This window comes from Mesorhizobium sp. WSM4816 (assembly GCF_055811535.1).
Window position 1 is genome coordinate 1 of record NZ_JBVVQR010000007.1, and the last position, 22276, is coordinate 22276.

At 63.0% G+C, this 22276-nt stretch carries 18 protein-coding genes, 1 tRNA gene and 1 rRNA gene; 14 read left to right on the top strand and 6 right to left on the bottom strand.

The features are described from left to right. Positions 1–183: 183 nt before the first annotated feature. Both rrf and AC0L3H_RS10695 read left to right on the top strand, forming a co-directional pair. A 5S ribosomal RNA gene (gene rrf / locus AC0L3H_RS10690) occupies positions 184–298 on the top strand. A gap of 140 nt (positions 299–438) precedes the next feature. Beyond that, positions 439–515: transfer RNA gene (locus tag AC0L3H_RS10695), tRNA-Met, on the top strand. Positions 516–767: 252 nt separating this feature from the next. Here the strand turns inward: AC0L3H_RS10695 and AC0L3H_RS10700 are convergent. Together AC0L3H_RS10700 and AC0L3H_RS10705 are read right to left on the bottom strand one after the other, a co-directional pair. Then, positions 768–2231, bottom strand: coding sequence for a Fic family protein (locus tag AC0L3H_RS10700; protein WP_473585417.1), 1464 nt, complete (start codon positions 2229–2231; stop codon positions 768–770). Between the two features lie 182 nt (positions 2232–2413). Beyond that, entirely contained in the window at positions 2414–3241 is an 828-nt protein-coding gene (locus tag AC0L3H_RS10705) for a MurR/RpiR family transcriptional regulator (RefSeq protein WP_023798113.1), read from the bottom strand. A gap of 151 nt (positions 3242–3392) precedes the next feature. Between AC0L3H_RS10705 and AC0L3H_RS10710 the strand changes: the two genes are divergently transcribed. From AC0L3H_RS10710 to AC0L3H_RS10765, 12 genes are all read left to right on the top strand, one after another. Beyond that, the gene (locus AC0L3H_RS10710; RefSeq protein WP_473585418.1) at positions 3393–4214 is read left to right on the top strand and encodes an N-formylglutamate amidohydrolase; all 822 of its coding nucleotides are present in this window, start codon (positions 3393–3395) and stop codon (positions 4212–4214) included. A 21-nt stretch (positions 4215–4235) separates the two neighbouring features. Continuing rightward, the gene (locus AC0L3H_RS10715) at positions 4236–5750 is read left to right on the top strand and encodes an amino acid permease (protein ID WP_128173805.1); all 1515 of its coding nucleotides are present in this window, start codon (positions 4236–4238) and stop codon (positions 5748–5750) included. A gap of 96 nt (positions 5751–5846) precedes the next feature. After that, complete coding sequence (locus tag AC0L3H_RS10720) at positions 5847–7217, top strand: glutamine synthetase family protein (RefSeq protein ID WP_473491144.1); 1371 nt, start codon at positions 5847–5849, stop codon at positions 7215–7217. 87 nt (positions 7218–7304) lie between these two features. Beyond that, entirely contained in the window at positions 7305–8693 is a 1389-nt protein-coding gene (locus AC0L3H_RS10725; RefSeq protein ID WP_473585419.1) for an aldehyde dehydrogenase family protein, read from the top strand. 18 nt (positions 8694–8711) lie between these two features. After that, positions 8712–9884 carry an iron-containing alcohol dehydrogenase gene (locus AC0L3H_RS10730; RefSeq protein ID WP_473585420.1) on the top strand — a complete coding sequence of 391 codons (1173 nt, stop codon included), beginning with the start codon at positions 8712–8714 and terminating at the stop codon, positions 9882–9884. A 243-nt stretch (positions 9885–10127) separates the two neighbouring features. Continuing rightward, positions 10128–11234 carry an ABC transporter substrate-binding protein gene (locus AC0L3H_RS10735; RefSeq protein WP_473508092.1) on the top strand — a complete coding sequence of 369 codons (1107 nt, stop codon included), beginning with the start codon at positions 10128–10130 and terminating at the stop codon, positions 11232–11234. Positions 11235–11293: 59 nt separating this feature from the next. After that, positions 11294–12202, top strand: a complete 909-nt coding sequence (locus AC0L3H_RS10740) for an ABC transporter permease (protein WP_473585421.1) — start codon at positions 11294–11296, stop codon at positions 12200–12202. Continuing rightward, positions 12199–12993: an ABC transporter permease gene (locus tag AC0L3H_RS10745; protein ID WP_473522085.1), complete on the top strand. Its 795-nt coding sequence runs from the start codon at positions 12199–12201 to the stop codon at positions 12991–12993. Before AC0L3H_RS10740 ends, AC0L3H_RS10745 begins: the two co-directional genes overlap by 4 nt. A 29-nt stretch (positions 12994–13022) precedes the next feature. After that, positions 13023–14087, top strand: a complete 1065-nt coding sequence (locus tag AC0L3H_RS10750; protein ID WP_473585422.1) for an ABC transporter ATP-binding protein — start codon at positions 13023–13025, stop codon at positions 14085–14087. Positions 14088–14288: 201 nt separating this feature from the next. Continuing rightward, complete coding sequence (locus tag AC0L3H_RS10755) at positions 14289–15839, top strand: cation:proton antiporter (protein WP_473585423.1); 1551 nt, start codon at positions 14289–14291, stop codon at positions 15837–15839. Positions 15840–15934: 95 nt separating this feature from the next. Further along, positions 15935–16849: an endonuclease/exonuclease/phosphatase family protein gene (locus AC0L3H_RS10760; RefSeq protein ID WP_473585424.1), complete on the top strand. Its 915-nt coding sequence runs from the start codon at positions 15935–15937 to the stop codon at positions 16847–16849. A 7-nt stretch (positions 16850–16856) separates the two neighbouring features. Next, positions 16857–17702: an EamA family transporter gene (locus AC0L3H_RS10765; RefSeq protein ID WP_473585425.1), complete on the top strand. Its 846-nt coding sequence runs from the start codon at positions 16857–16859 to the stop codon at positions 17700–17702. A 130-nt stretch (positions 17703–17832) separates the two neighbouring features. On the opposite strand, the gene AC0L3H_RS10770 is transcribed toward AC0L3H_RS10765, so the two are convergent. The 4 genes from AC0L3H_RS10770 to AC0L3H_RS10785 all read right to left on the bottom strand — a co-directional run bounded on the left by AC0L3H_RS10770 (position 17833) and on the right by AC0L3H_RS10785 (position 22271). Further along, the gene (locus tag AC0L3H_RS10770; protein WP_128173795.1) at positions 17833–18147 is read right to left on the bottom strand and encodes a Dabb family protein; all 315 of its coding nucleotides are present in this window, start codon (positions 18145–18147) and stop codon (positions 17833–17835) included. Between the two features lie 10 nt (positions 18148–18157). Then, positions 18158–19786: a GMC family oxidoreductase gene (locus tag AC0L3H_RS10775; protein WP_473585426.1), complete on the bottom strand. Its 1629-nt coding sequence runs from the start codon at positions 19784–19786 to the stop codon at positions 18158–18160. A gap of 12 nt (positions 19787–19798) precedes the next feature. Continuing rightward, positions 19799–20560 carry a 3-ketoacyl-ACP reductase gene (locus tag AC0L3H_RS10780; protein WP_473585427.1) on the bottom strand — a complete coding sequence of 254 codons (762 nt, stop codon included), beginning with the start codon at positions 20558–20560 and terminating at the stop codon, positions 19799–19801. A 208-nt stretch (positions 20561–20768) separates the two neighbouring features. Next, complete coding sequence (locus AC0L3H_RS10785; RefSeq protein ID WP_473585428.1) at positions 20769–22271, bottom strand: GMC oxidoreductase; 1503 nt, start codon at positions 22269–22271, stop codon at positions 20769–20771. Between the last annotated feature and the right edge of the window lie 5 nt (positions 22272–22276).

The window sequence follows — 22276 nt, forward strand, 5'->3', positions numbered from 1 at the left end:
CTGACAAAGTCAGATGGTCTTACCAGCGCTCACGCATGAGCGGCCCTTACGGGCCTATGCTCCGCGAGGGCGCCGGAAAACCGGCGACGCGCAGTCGCGCTTGCGGGCTTATGCCCGAAGCAACCTGCAGAAACGTCGTCTTGGCACAGAAAACAGCTTCTCGAGCAACGTGCGCTTTGCCGACCTGGTGGTTATGGCGGAGCGGCTGCACCCGATCCCATTCCGAACTCGGCCGTGAAACGCTCCAGCGCTGATGGTACTTCGTCTCAAGACGCGGGAGAGTAGGTCGCTGCCAGGTCTGCAAAACGCACGTTGCAAAAATCCAGTCTTCTCCTTACAAAACAGGCCCGCCAATCGGGAACCCGGGCCGCGCAAGCGGCCCTTTCAGTTGGCGAAAGCTTGTACCTAAGTAAAGCGCTGACTTGCTTGAAAAGTTGACGCGGGGTGGAGCAGCCCGGTAGCTCGTCAGGCTCATAACCTGAAGGTCACAGGTTCAAATCCTGTCCCCGCAACCAAACAAAAACGGCCCGCATCACGCGGGCCGTTTTGCGTTTGCAGCCTGGCGCGCACGCCTTCTCCGGCGCGGAAGCGATCAGGCGGTCGAGTTCAGGTCGCCAACGGAGCGGTTCGATTGCCGGAAGTGACGAAAGCGCCGCGATAGATGTTACCAATGGAACAATCATGCCTGCAGGCCGGGTACGAAGGTTTGGTGGTAGATCGCCTCGATCCGCTCCGCCTCGTCATCCGTTAGCGCGGCGAATTCCCTTTCACGGGCGCGGTTCGAAAGGCGGCCGCCGTCCTGATGAAGGAAGAAGGAGCAGATCGGTTAGACGCTCGGGCATGTCGATGAAGGCATCGACCTGCTGCCGGAACTGATCGTAGCGGCGCAGGAAGGCGGTCTCGTCGGGAATATCCTTTTCTATCGTCCGCCGGACGCAGGCGTAGAGAAATTCGGCGTGGGGCGTCGCGTCGAAGAAGCGGTAGAAATCCCCAGTGTCGTTCAGGACGCGGACATTGAATTGCGGCGTCGGCTGCCATTCGATCAGCGGCAGCAGGCGCTGCGAATAACTCTCAAGCACGCCCCGGTACTCGTCGATTTTCTCCAGTATCGCGGCCGAAACAGGGGACACTACTCCTCGCGGGTTGAAGCCGCGCGCGGCAAGGACATGATGGATCAGGTAGCGGTGAATGCGGCCGTTTCCATCTGCGAACGGGTGGATGTAGACGAATCCGAATGCGAGGATCGCCGCGACGATGACCGCATCGAGGCTTTGGGCGGGGCCGCGGTCGAACGCGACCATGCCGTCGATCAACGATTCCAGGTCCTCGGGCCGGGCGCTGATGTGATCGGGCAGCGGCATGCGGTTGTCGCGGTCATGCCCGCCGACGAAGCCGCCCTCCTGCCGGAAGCCGAGCTTCACGAAGCGGGCATCGCCGAGCACGATCCTTTGCAGGCGCAGCAGTTCATCGCGGTCAAGCGGCTGACGACCGGCCTCGCCGATGGCGCGGCCCCAGCGCTGGATGCGGTCCTGCGGCGGACGCTCGCCCTCTATCGCATAGCTTGATCGCGAGTCCTTGAGCAGAAGGAAAGCGGCCGTCCGAGCAAGCAGGTCGCGCGGCACGTTCGCGACGATCGCCTGAGCACGCCGAGGCAGGTCGAGGCCGATGAATTCTTCAAGGGCTTTGGTGCGGAACACGAGCGGGCAGAAATACGGCGTGCCGGGCAGGTTGTCCTTCACGCGGTAGCGCGGAGCGGTCTTGCCCTGCGCCGCCCATTGCAGTTCGGGGTCGACAACAGGAACATAGCGTCCGGCGGTCGCGTCGGGGAGATCGAGGCGCGTGTCCGTCAGCCACTCATAGAAAAACCAGATCCGGCGGGCGTAGCTGCCGGTCGGGCTTTTGCGAACAAGCGCTTCAATCGGTGCGGTTCCGGTCGCCAGAAACAGCCGCTTGAGGATTGCCAGGTCCAGTCCTTCGTATTGGAGAGCGAAGGTCAGGTGGCCTTCAAGGGTTGAATGCGGCGCATGCCGGGGCGCCATGATGCGCCAGCCGTCCCGCTCGGTGATGCGGTTATGCTCGCCGGTGGCGGAGAGGGTCCGCGGCAGAGGCACGGCAAGCCCATAGGCCCCGATCAGCGCGCTGTAGCCGGCAAGAGTCGCGGTTTCAGGAAGGCGCAGTTCCTGAAAAACGTTCACCGGCCCTGAAAATTGATGCTCCTGCGGAGCAGCCATGAAAACCGTACCTCGGGTTCGGATTTTGGTACGATCCGCCAAAATCCCTGAAAAATGATTCTAACTTATGAAAAATGATGCGTGAAATGCGTATCTCGCGAAAAGTGATTCTGAGGGTAGCTGAAAAACTGCTTGAAAATACTTTTTGCTGCTGGTCGGGTTCGTCTGTTCAGCCCGCGCCTCTACCGCAGGCTTTCCAACTCGCGGATTCGTTTGGCGCCGTCGGCCTCGAGCTGCCGGGTGACGGCGCCGATCAGGGTTTCGGCCACGACGAAAAGGGCCGCCGAAGAATCCCAGGCCGAGGGCACGGCGGTGCGCCCGGCGATGACATGGCGGGCAAAGCGGGCGATTGGCGACAGCCACTGGTCGGTGAACAGCACGATCTGCACGCCGCGCTGGTGTGCCGTCTCGGCGAAGCGGACCAGGCTGTCCTGGTAGCGCCTGATGTCGAAGATCACCAGCACGTCGCGCTTGCCCATGTCGATCAGCCGATCGCGCCAGACGCTTTCCTGTCCGGCGAGGTGAAAGACGTTGGGCTGGATGATGGCGAGGTGGGCGGCCATGTAGCGCGCCAGCGGATCGGTGAAGCGGCCGCCGATCAGGAAGGTTTTGCCGCGTCGGTCGGCAAGCTTTGCGACGATGTCGGCAAGCTGCTTGTCGGACAGGTGCCTGAACGTTTCGCGCATGTTGTCGAGCGTCGCCTCCAGCATCGGCGACACCGCGCCGCCGTTCGGCGATGGCGGGTTGAGAGTGCGCGATGCCGGCGACTGCAGTTGCGCCGCCAGTTCGTCCTGCAGCGCCGACTGGAATTCCGGGTAGTTCTGGAAGCCGAGGCGGGCGACGAAACGCAGGATCGTCGGCGAGGAGACGCCAGCGGCAGCTGAGAATTCGGCGACCGTCTTCAGGCCGATCAGCGGATAGCTGGCGATCAGCGTCTGCGCTGCGCGGCGCTCGCCCGCCGGCATCGTGCCGATGCGGTCCGAGATCAGTTCGGCAATGCTCGAAATCATCTTTTCCCCATGCCCGGCCGTTTTGCCGAATCGCATTTGACCCGAAATCGCGTTTGACAAAGCCGGACAAACTGTATGAAATCATCCACAGGGACGCAATGAGGCAAAATACGTAACATACGATACAGCGCTCCCCGGGGACGACAGGATAATGGAGACAGCACGGCCCGCCAGCCTTGCATCGCCTGAAACCGTAGGGGTGACGAACCCCGGCGGATCGAGCCCTTTCGTGCTGACCTGCGACCACGCCTCCAATTTCCTGCCGCCGGAATTCGGAACGCTCGGCCTTGCTGCCGAAGAGCTTTCCCGCCACATCGCCTGGGATCCCGGCGCGCTGCCGGTGGCCCGCCGCATGGCCGCGGCGCTTGACGCGACGCTGGTCGAGACCCGCATTTCGCGGCTTGTCATCGACTGCAACCGCCCGCTCGACGCACCCGATCTGGTGCCGCCGGTCAGCGAGACCACAACCATTCCGGGCAATGCCGGCCTGTCGCAAAAGCAGCGCGCCGCGCGCATCGCCCTGTCCTGGCAACCTTTTCACGATGCGGTCGCTGACATCGTCGACACAAGGCTGGCGCGCGGGCTCGAGACGCGGCTGGTTTCAATCCATTCCTTCAACCCGGTCTACAACGGCAAGAGCCGGCCCTGGCACATCGGCGTCATCCATGACGAGGATCGTCGGCTGGCAGCGCCGCTCGTCGCCGCGCTGCAGCGGCTCGCCGGCGTCACGGTCGGCATCAACGAACCCTATTCGCCGGCCGACCGTGTCTATTTCACGCTGGAACGGCACGCGCGCCCGCGGGAGCTACCCTGCGCGATGATCGAAATCCGCAACGACGAAATATCCGACGAAGCCGGGCAGCGAAAATGGGCGGATCTGCTCACGGGGATTTTTTCCGATCTCGAGCCGTCATCCGGATCCCAGGGATCTGGCCGGCGCGGGCTCGGCCATCCGGTGGAACCGGTCAACTGACAAGAAGAAGGGGACTTTCAAATGGCAGGCGGTAATACGAAGCAAGTTGGCAGCGTCGCATACGCGAAGCGCGACAAATCTTATTTCGAGGACCGGCAACTGGTGCGTCACGCCAATGTCTGGCATCTGTGGGCGCTCGGCGTCGGCGCCGTCATATCAGGGCATTTTTCGGGCTGGAATTTCGGATTCGGGACAGGCGGCTGGGGCGGCATGCTGGTGGCCGGCATCATCATCGCCATCATGTATGTCGGCCTCGTCTTCTCGATCGCCGAGATGAGCCCGGCTTTGCCGCACACCGGCGCTGCCTACTCCTTCGCCCGGACGGCGATGGGGCCGTGGGGCGGCTTCATCACCGGGCTTTGCGAAAACGTCGAGTATGTGGTGACGCCCGCCGTCATCGCCTTCTTCATCGGCTCCTATATGGGAGGCATCTGGTCGGTCGCCTTTCCCGACTCCAGCGTCTGGCCACCACTCTGGTGGCTGGTGACCTATGGGCTGTTCCTGGCGTTGAATATTTTCGGCGTCGCGCTGTCCTTCCGCGTCACGCTGATCGTCACGCTGCTGTCGCTGGCCGTGCTGATTGTCTTCTGGATCAGCGCTATCCCGAGCATGGACTTTTCGCGCTGGGCGTTGAACATCGGCGTCGGTCCGGACGGAGCGGCGATGGAGCTTCCCGAAGGCAATGGCTCGATGTTCCCGTTCGGTTTCTCGGGCGTGCTGGCAACGTTGCCCTTTGCGGTTTGGCTGTTCCTGGCGATCGAGCAGCTTCCGCTGGCGGCGGAAGAATCGGTCGATCCCAAGCGCGACATGCCGCGCGGTATTATCGCCGGCATGCTGACGCTGATGGTCTCGGCCTTCATGATCGTGCTGCTCAACCCGTCGGTCGTCGGCGTTGGTTCGTTCAAGCTCGCGACTTCCGGCGAGCCTCTGCTTGACGGGTTCCGGGCGATTTATGGCGACTCGGGCGCAGTGCTGCTTGGCGTCATCGCGCTGATTGGATTGATCGCAAGCTTCCACACCATCATCTTCGCCATGGGCCGCCAGGTCTATTCGCTGAGCCGCGCCGGCTATTTCCCGTCGGCGCTGTCGGTCACCCACAAATCGTATAAGACGCCGTATGTGGCGATGTTTGCGGGCGCCATCGTCGGCTTCGGCATCATGCTGATCATGTGGTTCGCGCTTGGCGGCGCTACGGCCGGTTCGCTCATCGGCTCGGTGTTGCTGAATATGGCGGTGTTCGGCGCGATGTTCTCCTACATCCTGCAGGCGGTGTCCTTCATCCTGCTGCGCCAGAACCAGCCGAACATGGAACGTCCCTATCGCAGCCCGCTCGGCGTCCCGGGCGCCGTGCTGACGATCATCATCGGCGTGGTCACCCTGCTCTACCAGATTCAGGACGCGAACTTCACCAAGGGCGTGGTCTGGGTGGCGCTGTGGTTCGCCATCGCGATCGTCTATTTCGGGCTGGTCGGCCGTCACAAGCTGATCCTGTCGCCGGAAGAAGAGTTCGCGCTGGAGCACGCGCAGAAAGCCTAACCCTGCCTCGGACCTCAAGAAACACCCGGCCGCTTCCTGCGGCCGGGTCCAGAGTTGAACTCTCGAAGCGCCACAAAGGCGGCGGAGCTTGCAAGAATGGCCGGAAATTTCTCGTTCGATCAGTTGAAAAAGGCGGTCTCCAGCGGTGAGGTCGATACGGTGCTGGCGTGCATTGTCGACATGCAGGGGCGGCTGGCGGGAAAGCGGTTCCTGGCACAGTATTTCGTCGATTCCGCCCATGACGAGACGCATGGCTGCAACTATCTCCTGGCCGCCGACATCGATATGGAACCGGTGCCCGGCTACAAGGCGGCGAGCTGGTCGAAAGGCTATGGCGACTTCGTCATGAAGCCGGATCTGTCGACGCTGCGGCGCATTCCATGGCTGGAAAAGACGGCGCTGGTGATCTGCGACGTGCTCGACCATCACACCCATGACGACTTGCCGCATTCGCCGCGCGCCATCCTGAAGAAGCAGGTCAAGCGGCTGAGCGAACGCGGCTATCTCGGCTATTTCGCCTCCGAGCTCGAATTCTATCTGTTCAGCGAAACCTACGATTCCGCCCGCAAGAAGCACTGGCAGGGCCTCGACACAGCCTCGCCCTATATCGGCGACTACCAGATCGGCATCACCACCAAGGAAGAAGGCGTCATGCGCCGGCTGCGCAACGAGATGCAGGCAGCCGGCATTCCGATCGAGAACTCCAAGGGCGAGTGGGGTCCGGGCCAGGAAGAAATCAATGTCCGCTATGCCGAGGCGCTCGAGATGGCCGACCGCCACGTCATCCTGAAGAACGGCGCCAAGGAAATCGCCGAGTCTGAAGGCAAGGCGGTCTCGTTCATGGCCAAGTACAATTACGGGCTGGCCGGCAATTCCAGCCATATCCACAATTCGCTGTGGAGCGCCGACGGCGAGACGCCGCTTTTTTACGACAGAAAGGCCGAATGGACGCTGTCGACGCTCGGCCAGCAATGGGCGGCGGGCCAGCTCAAATATGCCAGGGAATTCACCTGGTTCTTGGCGCCCTACGTCAACTCCTACAAGCGCTTCCAGGCCGGCACCTTCGCGCCGACCAAGATCATGTGGAGCGAGGACAACCGCACCGCCGGTTTCCGCCTGTGCGGCGAGGGCACCAAGGGCATCCGCATGGAATGCCGCATCGGCGGCGCCGACCTCAACCCCTATCTCGCCTTCGCCGCGCTGATCGCGGCCGGCCTTGCCGGCATCGACGAAAAGCTTGAACTGCAAAAACCCTTCGTCGGCGATGCCTATCAAGCCTCGCAGCTGCCGGAAATTCCGAAGACCCTGCGTGATGCCACCGAGACGCTGGCAAAATCGGAGATGTTGAAGCAGGCGCTCGGCGACGGCGTGCTCGAGCATTATGTCCATACGGCGCACTGGGAGCAGTTCGAATACGACCGCCGCATTACCGACTGGGAGCTGCACAGGGGGTTTGAGCGGTACTAAACTACGCCAGCGTCGCCGTTCAGCTTTGCTGCCGGACGGGCGGGCGGCTCAAAACCGAGATTGTCGTAAATTGCGAGGACCCAAGGAATGACCGAAACGGTCAAGATAAAATCTCCCGTCGACGATTCGATCTATGCCGAACGGCCCATCGCCACGGACCAGGCGATCAATGCGGCGGTCGAGCGTGCCAAGGCGGCGCAGGAGAAATGGGCTGAGACGCCGATCGTCGAGCGCGGCAAGTACATGCTCGCCATGCTGGAAGCGCTGGTCGCCATGACCGACGAGATCGTGCCGGAGATCGCCTGGCAGATGGGCCGCCCGGTGCGCTATGGCGGCGAGTTCGGCGGCGTCAGGGAACGCACCAGCTACATGGTCGAGATTGCGGAAGCGGCACTCAAGCCGGTGATGGCCTCCAAGCCCAAGGATGGGTTTCGCCGCTATGTGAAGAAGGTGCCGCTCGGCGTGGTCCTGGTGATCGCGCCGTGGAACTATCCCTATCTCACCGCCGTCAACACCATCGTGCCGGCGCTGATGGCCGGCAGCGCCGTCATCCTCAAGCATGCGGCGCAGACGCTGTTGGTCGGCGAACGTTTTCAACAGGCGTTCGACAAGGCAGGCCTGCCCAAGGGTCTGTTCCAGAACCTCGTCATGAACCATGCGCAGACCGCAAAACTGCTCGGCTCGGGCAAGATCGACCATGTCAATTTCACCGGCTCGGTCGCCGGCGGCCGCGCCATCGAAAAGGCCGCAGCGGGCACCTTCATGACGCTCGGCCTTGAACTCGGCGGCAAGGATCCGGCCTACGTCCTGGCCGATGCCAAGATGGACCACGCCGTCGCCAACCTGGTCGACGGCGCCTTCTACAATTCCGGCCAGTGCTGCTGTGGCATCGAGCGCGTCTATATCCACGAGAAGGTCTATGACGAGTTCGTCGAAGGCTTCATCGCCGAAACCAGGAACTACGTCGTCGGCAACCCGCTCGACCAGGCGACGACGATGGGGCCGATGGCACAGGCGCGCTTTGCCGACCTGATCCGCGAGCAGAAGGCCGAGGCGCTGCGCAAGGGTGCCAGGGCGCACATCAACATGAAGCTGGCCAATGACGAGCAAGGCTCGCCCTATCTGGCGCCTGAAGTGCTGACCGGGGTCGATCACCAGATGAGTGTCATGCGCGAGGAGAGCTTTGGGCCGATCGTCGGCATCATGAAGGTGCGCAACGACGAGGAGGCGATCGCGCTGATGAACGACAGCCCCTACGGGCTGACGGCCTCGATCTGGACGCGCGACACCGACCATGCGGCGGCGATCGGTGATCGCGTCGAGACCGGCACCGTGTTCATGAACCGCTGCGACTATCTCGATCCGGCGCTGGTCTGGACCGGCGTCAAGGACACCGGCAAGGGCGCGGCGCTGTCGGCCATCGGCTACGACAATCTGACGAGGCCGAAGTCATATCATCTGCGTGAAGCCATCTGATATTTTTGAAAGACAGAAATGACAAAATTGATTTCCAAATGGAACTATCCGACAACCGTGCGCTTCGGCGCGGGGCGCATCAAGGAATTGCCTGATGTGCTTGAAGCCACCGGCATCAAGCGGCCGCTGTTCGTCACCGATCCGGGGCTGGCCAAACTTCCGGTCGTCGCTTCGACGTTGAAGATCCTCGACGATGCCAAGGTACCCTATGGCGTATTTTCCGAGGTCAAGCCGAACCCGGTGGACTCCAACCTGACCGCCGGCATTGCGGTGTTCAAGAAGGGCAAGCATGACGGCGTCATCGCCTTCGGCGGCGGCTCGGCGCTCGACCTCGGCAAGCTGATCGCCTTCCAGGCCGGCCAGACGCGGCCGGTCTGGGACTTCGAGGATATCGGCGACTGGTGGACGCGCGCCAACGCCGACGCGATCGCACCGATCATCGCCGTGCCGACCACGGCCGGCACCGGCTCGGAAGTCGGCCGCGCCGGCGTCATCACCAATGAAGCGACCCACACCAAGAAGGTGATCTTCCATCCGAAACTTTTGCCGGCCATCGTCATCGCCGATCCGGAACTGTCGGTCGGCATGCCCGGCTTCATCACCGCCGGCACCGGCATGGATGCGCTCGCCCATTGCCTCGAGGCTTATTGCGCGCCGGGCTATCATCCGATGGCCGACGGCATCGCCGTCGAAGGCGTGCGGCTCGTCTTCGAGAACCTGCCGAAGGCCTATACCAACGGCAAGGATCTCGTCGCCCGCGCCCACATGATGAGCGCGGCCGCGATGGGCGCCGCCGCCTTCCAGAAAGGGCTGGGCGCCATTCACTCGCTGTCGCATCCGATCGGCGCGCTCTACGACACCCATCACGGCATGACCAACGCCGTGTTCATGCCTTATGTGCTGGCCTTCAACCGCGACGCCATCGAGGCGCGCATCGCCCGGCTCGCGGCTTATTGCGGCATCAAGGGCGGCTTCGACGGCTTCGCCAAGGCCGTCATCAAGCTGCGCAAGGAGTTGAAGGTGCCGCACGCGCTGCCGGGCCTGATCCAGGGGCTCGACATGGACAAGAAGCGCAAGGGCCTGATCGCCGATATGGCGGTGGTCGATCCGACCGCCGGCGGCAACCCGGTCAAGCTGACCAGGAAGGCGGCGCTGACGCTGCTCGAAAACGCCATTGCCGGCACCGCCTGACACAGTATTCGCGCCGGAAACTGATCCGGGAAATTAAGGGCAAAGAAAGGGGGAAAGATGAAAGGTAAGACCGAAATTCGTTAGCCGGAAAAATAGTCGCGAAGCGATTGCTACAGCCGGTTAAAAAGAGTTTACTTTTTCGTACTGCAGGGCATCGCTTTCACAAAGCATTCATCGGGCTGTCACACGAAAACGATACCGCATCGCAGGCGTCCAACGGCGTCAGTTCAACGGAGAGAACACATGTTCAAATTCACGGGAAAAGTACTTTCCCTTACGGCCGTCGCCCTGATGGCGACCTCTGCCATCTCGTCGGCGCAGTCCATGGATGAACTGATCGCCGCCGCCAAGGCGGAAGGCCAGCTCACCACCATCGCACTGCCGCACAGCTGGTGCGGCTATGGCGACGTCATCGCCGGCTTCAAGGCGAAATATCCGGAAATCACCGTCAACGAGCTCAATCCCGATGCCGGCTCCGGCGACGAGATCGAGGCGATCAAGGCCAACAAGGACAATAAGGGCCCACAGGCGCCTGATGTCATCGACGTCGGCCTGTCTTTTGGCCCGTCGGCCAAAGCAGACGGCCTGGTCCAACCCTACAAGGTGTCGACCTGGGATACGATCCCTGACAGCGCCAAGGATGCCGATGGCTATTGGTATGGCGACTACTACGGCGTGCTCGCCTTCGGCGTGAACAAGGCCGTCGTGCAGAACGCGCCACAGGACTGGGCTGACCTGATGAAGCCGGAGTATGCCAATTCGGTGGCGCTCGCCGGTGACCCGCGCTCGTCCAACAACGCGGTCATGTCGGTTTACGCTTCGGGCCTCGCGGCTGGCGGTACCGGCGGCCAGGATGCCGCCGCCAAGGGTCTGCAGTTCTTCAAGCAGCTCAACGATGCCGGCAACTTCGTGCCGGTCGACGGTGAAGCGGCAGCTGTCGCCCAGGGCACGACACCGATCGTGATGAACTGGGACTACAACCTGCTCGCCATGCGCGACAAGATGGCCGGCAATCCGGAAATCGAAATCGTCGTGCCAAAGAGCGCGGTGGTGGCTGGCGTCTACGTGCAGGCGATCAGCGCCTATGCGCCGCATCCGAACGCCGCCAAGCTGTGGATGGAGTATCTCTACTCGGACGAAGGCCAGCTCGGCTGGCTGAAGGGCTACTGCCACCCGATCCGCTTCAACGACCTTGCCAAGAAGGGCGTGATCCCGAAGGAGATGCTGGACAAGCTGCCGGCCGCCGAGAACTACGAAAAGGCGATCTTCCCAACCCTGGAGGAGCAGAACGCCGCCAAGAAGGAAATCAGCACGAACTGGGATGCCATCGTTGGCGCCGTCGTGAAATAGTTCCATAGGGCGCCGGGCCGGTTCGCCGGCCGGCGCCCTATGCCAAGTTCGGGAAGTCCATGGCAGACTCCACACTATCCCAGACAGCCCGCGTCAGCCCTGGCGCGCCGGAGATCAGCCGCCTTCGGCTGCCACTGCATTGGTTGGGCGTAGCGCCGTTCTTCGTTTTCGCGCTGCTCTTTCTGATCTTGCCCACGGTAGGGCTGATCGCCGGCGCGTTCAAAAATGCAGCCGGCGACTATACGCTCGACAACATCATAGCGTTGTCGCAACCCAAGCTCGCAGCCGCCTATTGGGTCTCCATTCAGATCAGCTTTGTTTCTGCGGTGCTTGGCGCCCTGATTGGCCTGGCGATGGCCGTGGCAGTGATTCGCGGCGGCCTGCCGTCGTGGCTGCGCTCGGCGACCTTGACCTTCTCGGGCGTCGCCTCGAATTTCGCCGGCGTGCCGCTGGCATTCTCGTTCATCGCGACGCTGGGTCGGCTCGGCGTGGCGACGATCCTGTTGCGAGACATTTTCGGCATCAACATCTATGCGCTCGGCTTCAGTATCTTTTCGTTTTGGGGCCTGATCCTCACCTACCTCTATTTCCAGATTCCATTGATGATCGTCATCATCACGCCGGCGGTCGATGGGCTGAAGAAGGAATGGGGCGAAGCTGCCGCCACGCTCGGCGCAACCAATTGGCAATATTGGCGCATGGTGGTGATCCCGGTGTTATGGCCGAGTTTTCTCGGCACCACGGTCCTGCTTTTTGCCAACGCGTTCGGCGCGGTCGCAACGGCCTATGCACTGACGGGGCCGTCACTCAACATCGTGCCCATCCAGCTGTTCGCGCAGATTCGCGGCGACGTGCTTTACAATCCGAATCTAGGCTATGCCCTTGCATTCGGCATGATCGTCATCACCGGCCTGGCCAATCTCTTCTACATTTTGTTCCAACGGCGAGCCGAACGGTGGCTGAAATGAAGCAAGGCAGCCGTTTTTGGGCCTGGCTGGTTTTTGGCGTGGGAACCACCTATTTTATCCTGCCGCTGTTGGCGACCTTTGAATTCTCCTTGCGTAAGCGGCGAGGCGAATACTCGTTTGACGCCTACCGCTCGGTGTTCGGAGATCCAAATTTCCAGGCGACATTTACCTATTCCGTCGTGGTGGCGATCTTCACCATCCTTTTGGGCGTGCTCCTCGTCGTACCGACGGCTTACTGGATACGGCTGCGGCTACCGCATCTGCGGCCGGTCGTAGAGTTCATCACCCTGCTGCCGCTGGTTATCCCCGCCATCGTCATCGTCTTCGGCTACATCAGGATGTTCGGTTCGAATTCGACGTTGCCTTTTCTGGCGACAGCACGCGGCGCCGATGCTCTGCTGGTCATCGGCTATGCAGTGCTGGCGCTGCCTTATATGTACCGGGCGGTGGATACCGGTCTCAGGACCATCGACGTCAGAACGCTCACCGAAGCCGCACAAATCCTCGGCGCCGGCTGGACCACCATCATCGCCCGCATCATCCTGCCGAACGTGCTGATCGCCGTGTTGTCCGGCGCGTTCCTGAGTTTTGCCATCGTCATCGGCGAGTTCACTATGGCGTCGCTGCTGAATCGCCCGGCGTTCGGCCCCTATCTGCAGAACATCGGCGCCAACAGCGCCTATGAGCCATCGGCACTGGCGCTCATTTCGTTCGCCATCACCTGGGGCTGCATGTCGCTGATCCAGATCCTGTCGCGTTTTGCGCCGCGATCGGCGAACCGGCCAAACTGATCGAAAAAGTACTGACCGAAAGAAAAGCCATGGCCGAGCCATTCCTCTCCATCCAGCAGGTTCGAAAAGCCTTCGGCGCTACCACCGTCGTCCAGGATTTCAACCTCGACGTCGAGCCGGGCGAATTCGTCTCCTTCCTCGGGCCGTCGGGCTGCGGCAAGACGACGGTGCTGCGCATGGTCGCCGGCTTCGAGGAGCCGAGCGCCGGCAAGATCGTTGTCGCCGGCAAGGACATTACCCGGCTCAAACCCAACCAGCGCAATGTCGGCATGGTGTTCCAGGCCTATGCGCTGTTTCCGAACCTGACGGTGGCGCAGAACATCGGTTTTGGGCTGAAGGTCGCGGGCATGCCAAAGGCCGATGCCGACAGGCGCGTTGCCGAGATGCTCGACCTCATCAAGCTGCCTCAGATGGGCGACCGCTATCCTTATCAGCTCTCCGGCGGCCAGCAGCAGCGCATCGCGCTGGCGCGGGCGATTGCGCCAAAGCCGAAGCTACTGCTGCTCGACGAACCGCTGTCGGCGCTCGACGCCAAGGTGCGCGTGTCGCTGCGCGAGGAAATCCGCTCGATCCAGAAGAAGCTCGGCATCACCACCGTCTTCGTCACCCACGACCAGGAAGAGGCGCTGTCGATCTCCGACCGCATCGCCGTCATGTATGGCGGCAAGGCCGAGCAGGTCGGCACGCCATTCGAGATCTACAACCGGCCGGCAACCAAGTTCGTCGCCAATTTCGTCGGCACGCTGAACGTGCTCGAAGGCACCGTCACCGATGCAGCCTCGGGCAAGGTGCGCGTCAATTCGCAAGAGGTCTTGCTGCAGGGAAAGCTCAACGGCTCCAAGTCCGGCGACACGCTGTCGTTGGCGCTGCGGCCCGAGGCGATTTCGCTCGGCCGCCATCCCGGCCGCGACTCCAGTCTTTCGGGCGAGATCACCGAAGTGCACTTCCTTGGCTCGGTCATCCGGGTTCGCGTCGGCATCGGCGGCAGCACGGTGTCGCTCGACACGTTCAACAGCCCGGCCTCGCCGCCGCCCGCTGTCGGCGAGAAGGCCGAGATTTCGTTTTCGTCGGGCGACATGCTTGTGCTGCATTAGGGGCGGAGTGAATGGTGAATAGTGAATAGTGAATAGCAAGAAGGCGCTTTACGCGCCGAGATTTCTCTGCAAGCGACCATTCACCATTCACCATTCACCATTCACCATTCACCATTCACCATTCACCATTCACCATTCACCAGCCAAAGCCGTCGCCGTTTTTTGCCTGCCAATCGCCCGGCTTCGCCGCTACGATAAGGCATGGCGCTTTTCGAGCTGACCCTTGTTCTTCTGCTGATCGCTGTCGCGCTGACGGCGTTGTCGCGGCGTCTCCAGCTTCCTTATCCGTCGTTGCTGGCGCTGGCAGGCGCAGGCATCGCCTTCCTGCCGTTTGCGCCGACCATCGAGATCGATCCCGAACTGGCGCTTGCCTTGTTCATCGCGCCGGTGCTTCTCGACGCGGCCTACGACACGTCGCTGCGCGATCTCAATCGCTACAGACTGCCGCTCATCCTGCTGGCGCTTGGCGCCGTCGTTTTCACCACTGCGACCGTGGCGCTCGTCGGATGGACAATGGCAGGCTTGCCGATCGCTGCGGCTATTGCCCTTGGCGCGATCGTGGCGCCGCCCGATGCCGTCGCGGCGTCTGCCGTGCTTGGACAGTTCAAGGTGCCGCACCGCGTCACCGCGATCCTGCAAGGCGAAAGCCTGCTCAACGACGCCACGGCACTCCTGATCTACCGCATGGCGGTTTCGGCCGCTGCCGGCTCCATCCTGCTGAGCAGCGCTGTTCCAATGATCTTGCTGTCGACGGTCGGCAGCCTTGCCGCTGGTTATGTGCTCGGCCAGTTGTCTCTCGTCACCCTCAGTCGGATCAGAGATCCGGCAAGCGGCACGGTGGTGCAATTTGCCGGAACATTCGGCGTCTGGATCCTGGCCGACAGGATCGGGCTGTCCGCCATTATAACAATCGTGGTCTATGCCATGACCATCGCGCGCACCGCGCCGCGCCGCATGCCGGCCAGAAATCGCGTCAGTTCCTACTCGGTCTGGGAGACAGCGGTCTTCGTGCTCAACGTGCTGGCATTCGTCCTGATGGGACTTCAGGCACGGTTGATCGTCGGCCGGCTTGCCGAGCAGGGGCAGGTCGAAGCGTTCGTCTTCGCCGCAGCCGTGCTGGCTGTCGTCATCGTCTCGCGTCTCGTCTGGGTGCTGGGATGCGGCGCGATCATGAGGTGGCTTGCCAGCTTCGGTGACGCGGATCGGCAGGCCGAAGCCCCGTCGTTTCGCGGCGGCGTGCTGATCGGCTGGTGCGGCATGCGCGGTCTGGTCACCCTTGCGGCAGCTTTTGCCTTGCCGGCCGACTTTCCGGGCCGCGACCCGATCGTGCTCGCCGCTTTCTCGGTCGTCCTCGGCACATTGGTGCTGCAAGGCATCAGCCTGAAGCCGCTGCTGCGCTTGCTTCGTCTCGATCCGGATGAAATTGTCGACCGCGAAGTCGCGCAGGCGCGCGTCGCCATCATGCAGGCCGCGCTGGACGTGTTGAGCGGCAAGACATCGAATGCCGCGGCCGTGGTCCGCGAGCAATTTACGGCGCAGCGCGCGATCGCTGAAAACCCGGAGGACGCCCAGGCAGCGACCGAGTACGACAGGTTGCGCCTCTATGCCATCAAGAGCCAGCGTGACGCGCTGGAGCAATTGCGTATCGACGGGACGATCGGCGACGAAGCGTATCATCGCCTGGAGGAGGAAATCGACTGGTCGGAACTGGCCGCCTCTCCGCCGGGACGATTCCAGCCGCTGACGACCTAGCTGCGCTATCTGGCCCAAGCTCTCTGCATCCGGCTGCACATTGCAACCAATCCGCCAAACCGCTACTGCCATCACGAAATTGAGCCGGTTAAGCAATGAAGCTGGTCAGCTACAACATCCAGTACGGTTTCGGCAGCGACGGCCGCTACGATCTCGCGCGTTCCGCCGAGGTTGTCGCTGGCGCAGACATCATCGCCTTGCAGGAAGTGGAACGGCACTGGCTGCGCAGCAACGAGGATGACCAGCCGGAAATCCTTTCGCGACTGCTGCCCGAATACTATTGGGTTTATGCGCCGGCCTTCGACATGGACGCCTGCGAGCAGCGTGACGGCCGCATCGTCAACCGGCGGCGGCAATTCGGCACCATGGTCCTGTCCAAGCTGCCGATCGTCTGGTCGCGCCTGCACACGCTGCCGCTGCGCCGCACCGTGCGTCCGCTCAACACCCGCAACGCAGCGCTGGAATGCATGATCCACACCCCTGCCGGTCCGGTGCGGGTGCTGTCGCTGCATCTGGCGCATATCGCCGCCGAAGAGCGGCTAGAGCAGATCGACTATCTGCTCGCCGAGCATCGCCGCGCGCCGTCCGACGGCGGCCCGTGGAGCGGTGCCGACGATGAGCCCGTGCGCAACTGGAGCAATGGCGAGCCGGAGCCGGAAAACCCGCTGGCGGCGATCTGGTTGGGCGATTTCAACATGGAGCCGGGCAGCGCCGAGTACCGGCGCATCGTTGGCAGCACGCCGTACCATCGCGGTGCTGCCTATCTCAACGGTTTTGTCGATGCCGCCGCCGTCGCCAGCGACCCGACGGCGGATTTCCATACCCATGTGAAGACCATCGACGGCAGGCTGGCAAAGCGACGGCTCGACCATTGCTTCGTCGGCGGCATGTTGGCGGGACGGGTCCGCTCGGCCAGCGCCGATATCGACGAAATCGCCTCGGACCATTTTCCGCTGCGGGTCGAGATCGACCTGGAAACACCGTTCGGGACGGGGGCCGAAGGCGCATGAGCCGCCGATGACCTTGTTCGTCTTCTTCGCGGTGCTTGCTGCCGCCGCCATGCACGCGATCTGGAACGCGCTGGTCAAGGTCCATCTCGACCGCTTTTTGTCGATCACGCTGATGACGCTCGGCATGGGCGCCGTGGCGCTTCTGGCGCTGCCTTTCGTCGAGGTGCCGAAAGCGGACGTGTGGCCTTATATCATCGCCTCGGTAATCTTCCACATGGGCTACAGGACGTTCCTGATCGGCGCCTACAGGGCCGGCGATTTCGCCCAGACCTATCCGCTGGCGCGCGGCACGGCGCCGCTGCTGGCTGCACTTGGCGGCATCGTGGTCGTCGCCGAAGTCCCGGCGCCGCTCGCCATCCTCGGCATTGTTCTCTTGTCGGCCGGGACGCTGGTGCTGTCGTTTCGCGGCGGCGCGCATCTGGAAAGGCTGAACCTGCGCGCCGTCGGCTTTGCGCTGGGCACCTCGATCTTCATCGCCGGCTATACGCTGTCCGACGGCAGCGGCGCGCGGCTGGCCGCGACGGCGTCGAGCTATGCCGCATGGCTGTTCGTCTGCGATGCGCTGTGGGCGCTGGTGCTGTGCCTGATCTTCCGCGGACCAAAGGCGCTGCCGGTCCTGGCGCGAGACTGGAAGGCGGGCGTGTACACCGGCGTGCTCAGCGGCGCCGCCTACTGGATCGTGATGTGGGCGATGACCAAGGCGCCGATCGCCTCGGTCGCGGCGCTGCGCGAAACCTCGATCCTGTTCGCCATGATGATCTCGGTGTTTGCGCTCGGCGAGAAGATGACCGCCTGGCGCGGTGCCGCCGTGCTCAGCATCGTTGCCGGCGTCGTCGCGCTGAGGCTTGGATAGGCTAAAGCGCGTCGCGTTCGACCGACCTCACGCGACGCGCTTTGGATTGTTGTTTTATGCATGTCGTTAACGCAAAACCGCTGCACACCCTCGGGTCAGTGCCCGAGGGCATGCTTTTGCGCGACATGCATTAAGCGCCTATCTCGAGGTCGAACACCATCAGCCCGTCGGTTCCGCCTTCAAGCGCCGCGACCAGCCGAGCGCCGGCTCGGCTGTGGGCCTCATGCACCAGGTAGGCGTCGCGTGCGGCGGCATCGCTGAAGTCGATGGTGAAGCCGTGCGTGAAGCCGCGCGCGAACGGCTCTGGGCTGGTGTTGGCGCTGAATTCGACCTTGGCCATGCCGTCGATCACCGACCGCAGCGCCTCAAGATCGGCATGGATTGCCGCGCGCTCGTCGTCGGTGACGTCATTGCGGAATCGAGCGAAAACACAGTGCCTGATCATTCTTGGAATCTCATGCCGCTTGGTTGGTGGAAAACACCGCCGGCGGCAGCGGGTCGCGGCCAAGGATCAGATCGGCGCCCTTTTCGCCGACCATGATGGTTGGCGCATTGGTGTTGGAGGAGGGGATGCGCGGCATCACCGAAGCGTCGCAGACGCGCAAGCCCTCGATACCACGCAGCCTGAGATCCGGCGTCACCACGCTCATCGTGTCATGGCCCATGCGGCAGGTGCCGACAGGGTGGTGGTCGGTCTTGGAACTGCGGCAGGCATAGTCGAACAGTTCGTCGTCGCTGGTGAGTGTCGGTCCCGGCAGCACCTCGCGCAGCACGTAGGGGGCCAGCGCTTTCTGCCGCATGATCTCGCGTGCCAGCCTGAGGCCCTTGATCGACATGTCGCGATCGTAGGGGTCGGACCAATAATTCGGGTCGATCAGCGGGTGGTCGGCGGGGTCGGCGCTGTTCAGCCGCACCGTGCCGCGTGAACGCGGCCGCAGGAAGGCCGAGTTCAGCGTCACGCCCGGATTTTTCAGTTTTTCGACGCCGGCCTCGATGCCGGAGCCGAGGCCGAGATGGAGCTGGATGTCGGGCGAGGCGGCGGTCGGGTCGGCGTACCAGAAGCCGCCGGTCTCGAACAGGCTGGAGGCAACCGGGCCTTTTTTCAACAGCAGGTACTGCAGGCCGGCCCATACCGTCCGGTGCAGCTTGGCGTAGTTGTCGTAGGTGTGGTCGCCGGTGCATTCGGCAATGACGAACAGGTCGAGATGATCCTGCAGGTTGGAACCGACGCCGGGCAGATCGTGTACCGGCGTCACGCCGACCGACTTCAGATGGTCGGCCGGGCCGATGCCCGACTGCATCAGCAGCTTCGGCGAGCCGATGGCGCCGGACGAGACGATGACTTCGCGTTCGGCACGCAAGGTCGTCGGCTGGCCGCCCGGCCTGTCGACGATCTCGACACCGACGGCGCGGCCCTTGTCGATGACGATGCGCGTCACCAGCACATCCGTCCTGACGGTCAGGTTTTTTCGCGCGCGGATCGGCCTGAGATAGGCGACCGAGGCAGAGGAGCGTCTCGCGTCCTTCTGCGTCAATTGGTAATAGCCGACGCCTTCCTGGGCTACCCCGTTGAAGTCCGGATTAAAGGGAATGCCCATCTCCTGCCCGGCGCGGAAATAGGCCTCGCAGATCGGCAGCGGCGCAATCGGGTTCGAGACGCCGAGCGGACCCTGGTCGCCGTGAAAATCGTTGGCGTAGCGCTGGTTGTTCTCGGCCCGCTTGAAATAGGGCAGCACGTCGCGATAGCCCCAGCCGGCAAGGGCCTCTTCCTTCTCCCAGGCGTCGTAATCGCGGGCGTTGCCGCGTGTGTAGATCTGGGCGTTGATGGAGGAGCCGCCGCCGATCACCTTGGCCTGTGTGTACCGGAAGACGCGGTCCTTCATGTGCTTTTGCGGCACGGTCGACCAGCCCCAGGCGGCGATGCCCTTGGTCATCTTGGCGAAACCGGCCGGCATGTGGATCAGCGGGTGCCAGTCCTTGCCGCCCGCTTCGAGCAGCAGCACTGAATTCGATGGCTCTTCGCTCAGCCGGTTGGCCAGCACGCAGCCGGCCGGGCCGGCGCCGACGATGATGTAGTCGGTCATGGCGTCACCTGTTCACAGCCTCGGCACCGACAGCGCGCCGTCGACATTGATGATCGAGCCGGTCGAAAAGCCGAGCTTGCCGCCGGCGAGTGCCACTACGGCGGCGCCGACATCGGCGGCTTCGCCCCAGCGCTTTGCCGGCACCAGCCCGCCGTCGATCAGCGCATCGTATTTGGCGGTTACCCCCGCGGTCATGTCGGTGCGGATGATGCCCGGCCGCAGCTCGAACACACCAATGTTTTCGGCGGCGAGGCGCAGCGCCAAGGTTTTCACCCACATCGAAAGTCCGGCCTTGGAGATGCAGTAGTCGGCACGTTCCGGCGAGGCCATTTCGGCGCTGACCGAGGTGATGGTGATGATCGATTTCGGGTGGTCACCCGGCGCCGCAAGCATCGCCCTGGCAACGGCCTGGCTGAGGAAGACGGTGCCGCGCAGGTTGATGGCGAGGATCCGGTCGAAGTTTTCCGGTTTCAATTCCAGCAGGTCGCCACGTACTACGGCGCCGATGCCGGCATTGTTGACCAGGCAGTCGATGCGGCCGAAGGCGCTCTTCGCGGCATCGACCAATGCGGCATGGTCGTCGAGGTCGGCAATGTCGCCGCAATGGTAGGCGAATTTCGCGCCGCGGGCGGTAATGTCAGCGGCAACCCCGTCGCCGGCTTTTTCGGCAAGGTCCACGACAAGGATATTGAAGCCGGCATCGGCCAGCGCCTCGGCGCAGGCAAGGCCGATGCCGCGCGCGCCGCCGGTGATGATGGCTGCTGGACGGCTCATGTGAGAACAAGCTCCCGCAGGCTGGCGCCGCCCCTCATCGCCCTGCCGGGCACTTCTCCCCGTAAAGTGACGGGGAGAAGGACGCCTTCATCGCCTGCTTCGCCAATCGCCAGCGTTGCAAAAAAAGCGCCGAGGTTGCGGCCAGCGGGCTTCTCCCCGTGAACGGGGAGAAGGTGCCGGCAGGCGGATGAGGGGCGGCGCAGACCGATCATAGGACAAGCTCGCTCTTGCGGATGTGGTCGGCGACGCGCAACGCTTGTGCGGCGATCGACAGCGCCGGATTGACTGCGGCCGAGTTCGGCAGGAAGCCAGCGTCGACGACAAACAGGTTCTTGTGGTCGAACGAGCGGCAGAACGGGTCGAGCGGCGAGGTCGCCGGATCGTCGCCCATCTTGACCGTGCCGCACTGGTGCGACGGCGTGCGCTTGTCGAAAGGCCGCGACAGGACGATCGGATAGCCGCAGGCGCGGAAGTTCTCGCGCATCACCTTGGTCAGCCCGTCGAGCGACTGCATGTTGGAGCGCCGCCACTGCATGACGATGTCCTTGCCGTCGACCATGATGCGGCTTTCGGGGTCCGGCAGGTCCTCGCACATCAGATACCAGTCGACGGCGTGGCCGGCCATGAAGTCCAGCGCGAATTTGGGCGCAAGCTTGACGTTGGCCCTCAGCATATGACCGTCGATCTTGCCGAGAAGCTGGACGTTGCCGAGCGGCTTGCCGCCCTCGCCGTCGGATAGATAGTAGTCGTTGAGCATCAGCGTCTTTTGGTAGACGGAGGTGTTCCTGCGGCGCGGATCGATCGCCAGCATGGCGCTCGAATTGTGGTTCATGAAGTTGCGGCCGACCTGGTCGGAGCGGTTGGCAACCCCGTTTCCGTTCGGGGACGGCGAACGCAGCAGGATGGCGGCGGAATTGACCGCGCCGGCCGAGAGGATGACCAGCTTCGGCGTCACCTTCTTCAGCCTGCCATTCTGGCGATAGTGAACGGCGGCGATCGTCTTGGCATCCGATGACGCTTCGAGATATTCGACATGGGCACCGGTCTCGAGCCTGATGTTCCGGTCGGCAAGTGCCGCTGTCAGCGGCCCCGATTGGGCGTCGACCTTACCGGTCCCGGTGTTGGGAAACGCGTCCCAGCCTGTCTTGCCGTCCTTTAGCCAGGCATCGATGTCGACGCCGAGCGGCAGCGATGCCGGATGCAAGCCGAGGCCCATGAGTTCGGCGCGGGCGCGGGCGATCGGCGGCTCGTCCGGCACCGGCCCGAAGGGGTAGGGGATCGAGTGGAACGGTTCGGTCGGGTCTTCGCCGAGTGCGCCGCGCACGCGAAAAAGCTGCTCGGCCCTGGAATACCAGGGCTCGAATTCCTCATAGGAGAACGGCCAGGCCGGCGAGACGCCGCCATAGTGTTCCATTACGGAAAAGTCTTGCCTGCGGTAGCGGATCAGCACCGCGCCATAAAATTTCGAATTGCCGCCGACGTAGTAATAGTTGCCAGGGTTGAACGCAGCACCCCCGGCCTCGCGCCACATCTCCTTCGGCCGGTAGTGGCCGTCGACGAAGATGGCGCGCGTGTCGCGCGTATGCGGCGTCGCCGGCAGCGGTTCGCCGCGCTCCAGCATCAGGATCGAGGCGCCACTGCCGGCAAGGCCGGAAGCGATCGTGGCGCCGCCGATGCCGGAGCCGATAATGACGATGTCCGGGTTTGTCATGGCTG

Excerpts from the sequence above, each read along its gene's own strand:
- AC0L3H_RS10700 (WP_473585417.1), bottom strand. The coding sequence starts at position 2,231 with ATGGCTGCTCCGCAGGAGCATCAATTTTCAGGGCCGGTGAACGTTTTT.
- AC0L3H_RS10705 (WP_023798113.1), bottom strand. The coding sequence starts at position 3,241 with ATGATTTCGAGCATTGCCGAACTGATCTCGGACCGCATCGGCACGATG.
- AC0L3H_RS10710 (WP_473585418.1), top strand. The coding sequence starts at position 3,393 with ATGGAGACAGCACGGCCCGCCAGCCTTGCATCGCCTGAAACCGTAGGG.
- AC0L3H_RS10715 (WP_128173805.1), top strand. The coding sequence starts at position 4,236 with ATGGCAGGCGGTAATACGAAGCAAGTTGGCAGCGTCGCATACGCGAAG.
- AC0L3H_RS10720 (WP_473491144.1), top strand. The coding sequence starts at position 5,847 with ATGGCCGGAAATTTCTCGTTCGATCAGTTGAAAAAGGCGGTCTCCAGC.
- AC0L3H_RS10725 (WP_473585419.1), top strand. The coding sequence starts at position 7,305 with ATGACCGAAACGGTCAAGATAAAATCTCCCGTCGACGATTCGATCTAT.
- AC0L3H_RS10730 (WP_473585420.1), top strand. The coding sequence starts at position 8,712 with ATGACAAAATTGATTTCCAAATGGAACTATCCGACAACCGTGCGCTTC.
- AC0L3H_RS10735 (WP_473508092.1), top strand. The coding sequence starts at position 10,128 with ATGTTCAAATTCACGGGAAAAGTACTTTCCCTTACGGCCGTCGCCCTG.
- AC0L3H_RS10740 (WP_473585421.1), top strand. The coding sequence starts at position 11,294 with ATGGCAGACTCCACACTATCCCAGACAGCCCGCGTCAGCCCTGGCGCG.
- AC0L3H_RS10745 (WP_473522085.1), top strand. The coding sequence starts at position 12,199 with ATGAAGCAAGGCAGCCGTTTTTGGGCCTGGCTGGTTTTTGGCGTGGGA.
- AC0L3H_RS10750 (WP_473585422.1), top strand. The coding sequence starts at position 13,023 with ATGGCCGAGCCATTCCTCTCCATCCAGCAGGTTCGAAAAGCCTTCGGC.
- AC0L3H_RS10755 (WP_473585423.1), top strand. The coding sequence starts at position 14,289 with ATGGCGCTTTTCGAGCTGACCCTTGTTCTTCTGCTGATCGCTGTCGCG.
- AC0L3H_RS10760 (WP_473585424.1), top strand. The coding sequence starts at position 15,935 with ATGAAGCTGGTCAGCTACAACATCCAGTACGGTTTCGGCAGCGACGGC.
- AC0L3H_RS10765 (WP_473585425.1), top strand. The coding sequence starts at position 16,857 with ATGACCTTGTTCGTCTTCTTCGCGGTGCTTGCTGCCGCCGCCATGCAC.
- AC0L3H_RS10770 (WP_128173795.1), bottom strand. The coding sequence starts at position 18,147 with ATGATCAGGCACTGTGTTTTCGCTCGATTCCGCAATGACGTCACCGAC.
- AC0L3H_RS10775 (WP_473585426.1), bottom strand. The coding sequence starts at position 19,786 with ATGACCGACTACATCATCGTCGGCGCCGGCCCGGCCGGCTGCGTGCTG.
- AC0L3H_RS10780 (WP_473585427.1), bottom strand. The coding sequence starts at position 20,560 with ATGAGCCGTCCAGCAGCCATCATCACCGGCGGCGCGCGCGGCATCGGC.
- AC0L3H_RS10785 (WP_473585428.1), bottom strand. The coding sequence starts at position 22,271 with ATGACAAACCCGGACATCGTCATTATCGGCTCCGGCATCGGCGGCGCC.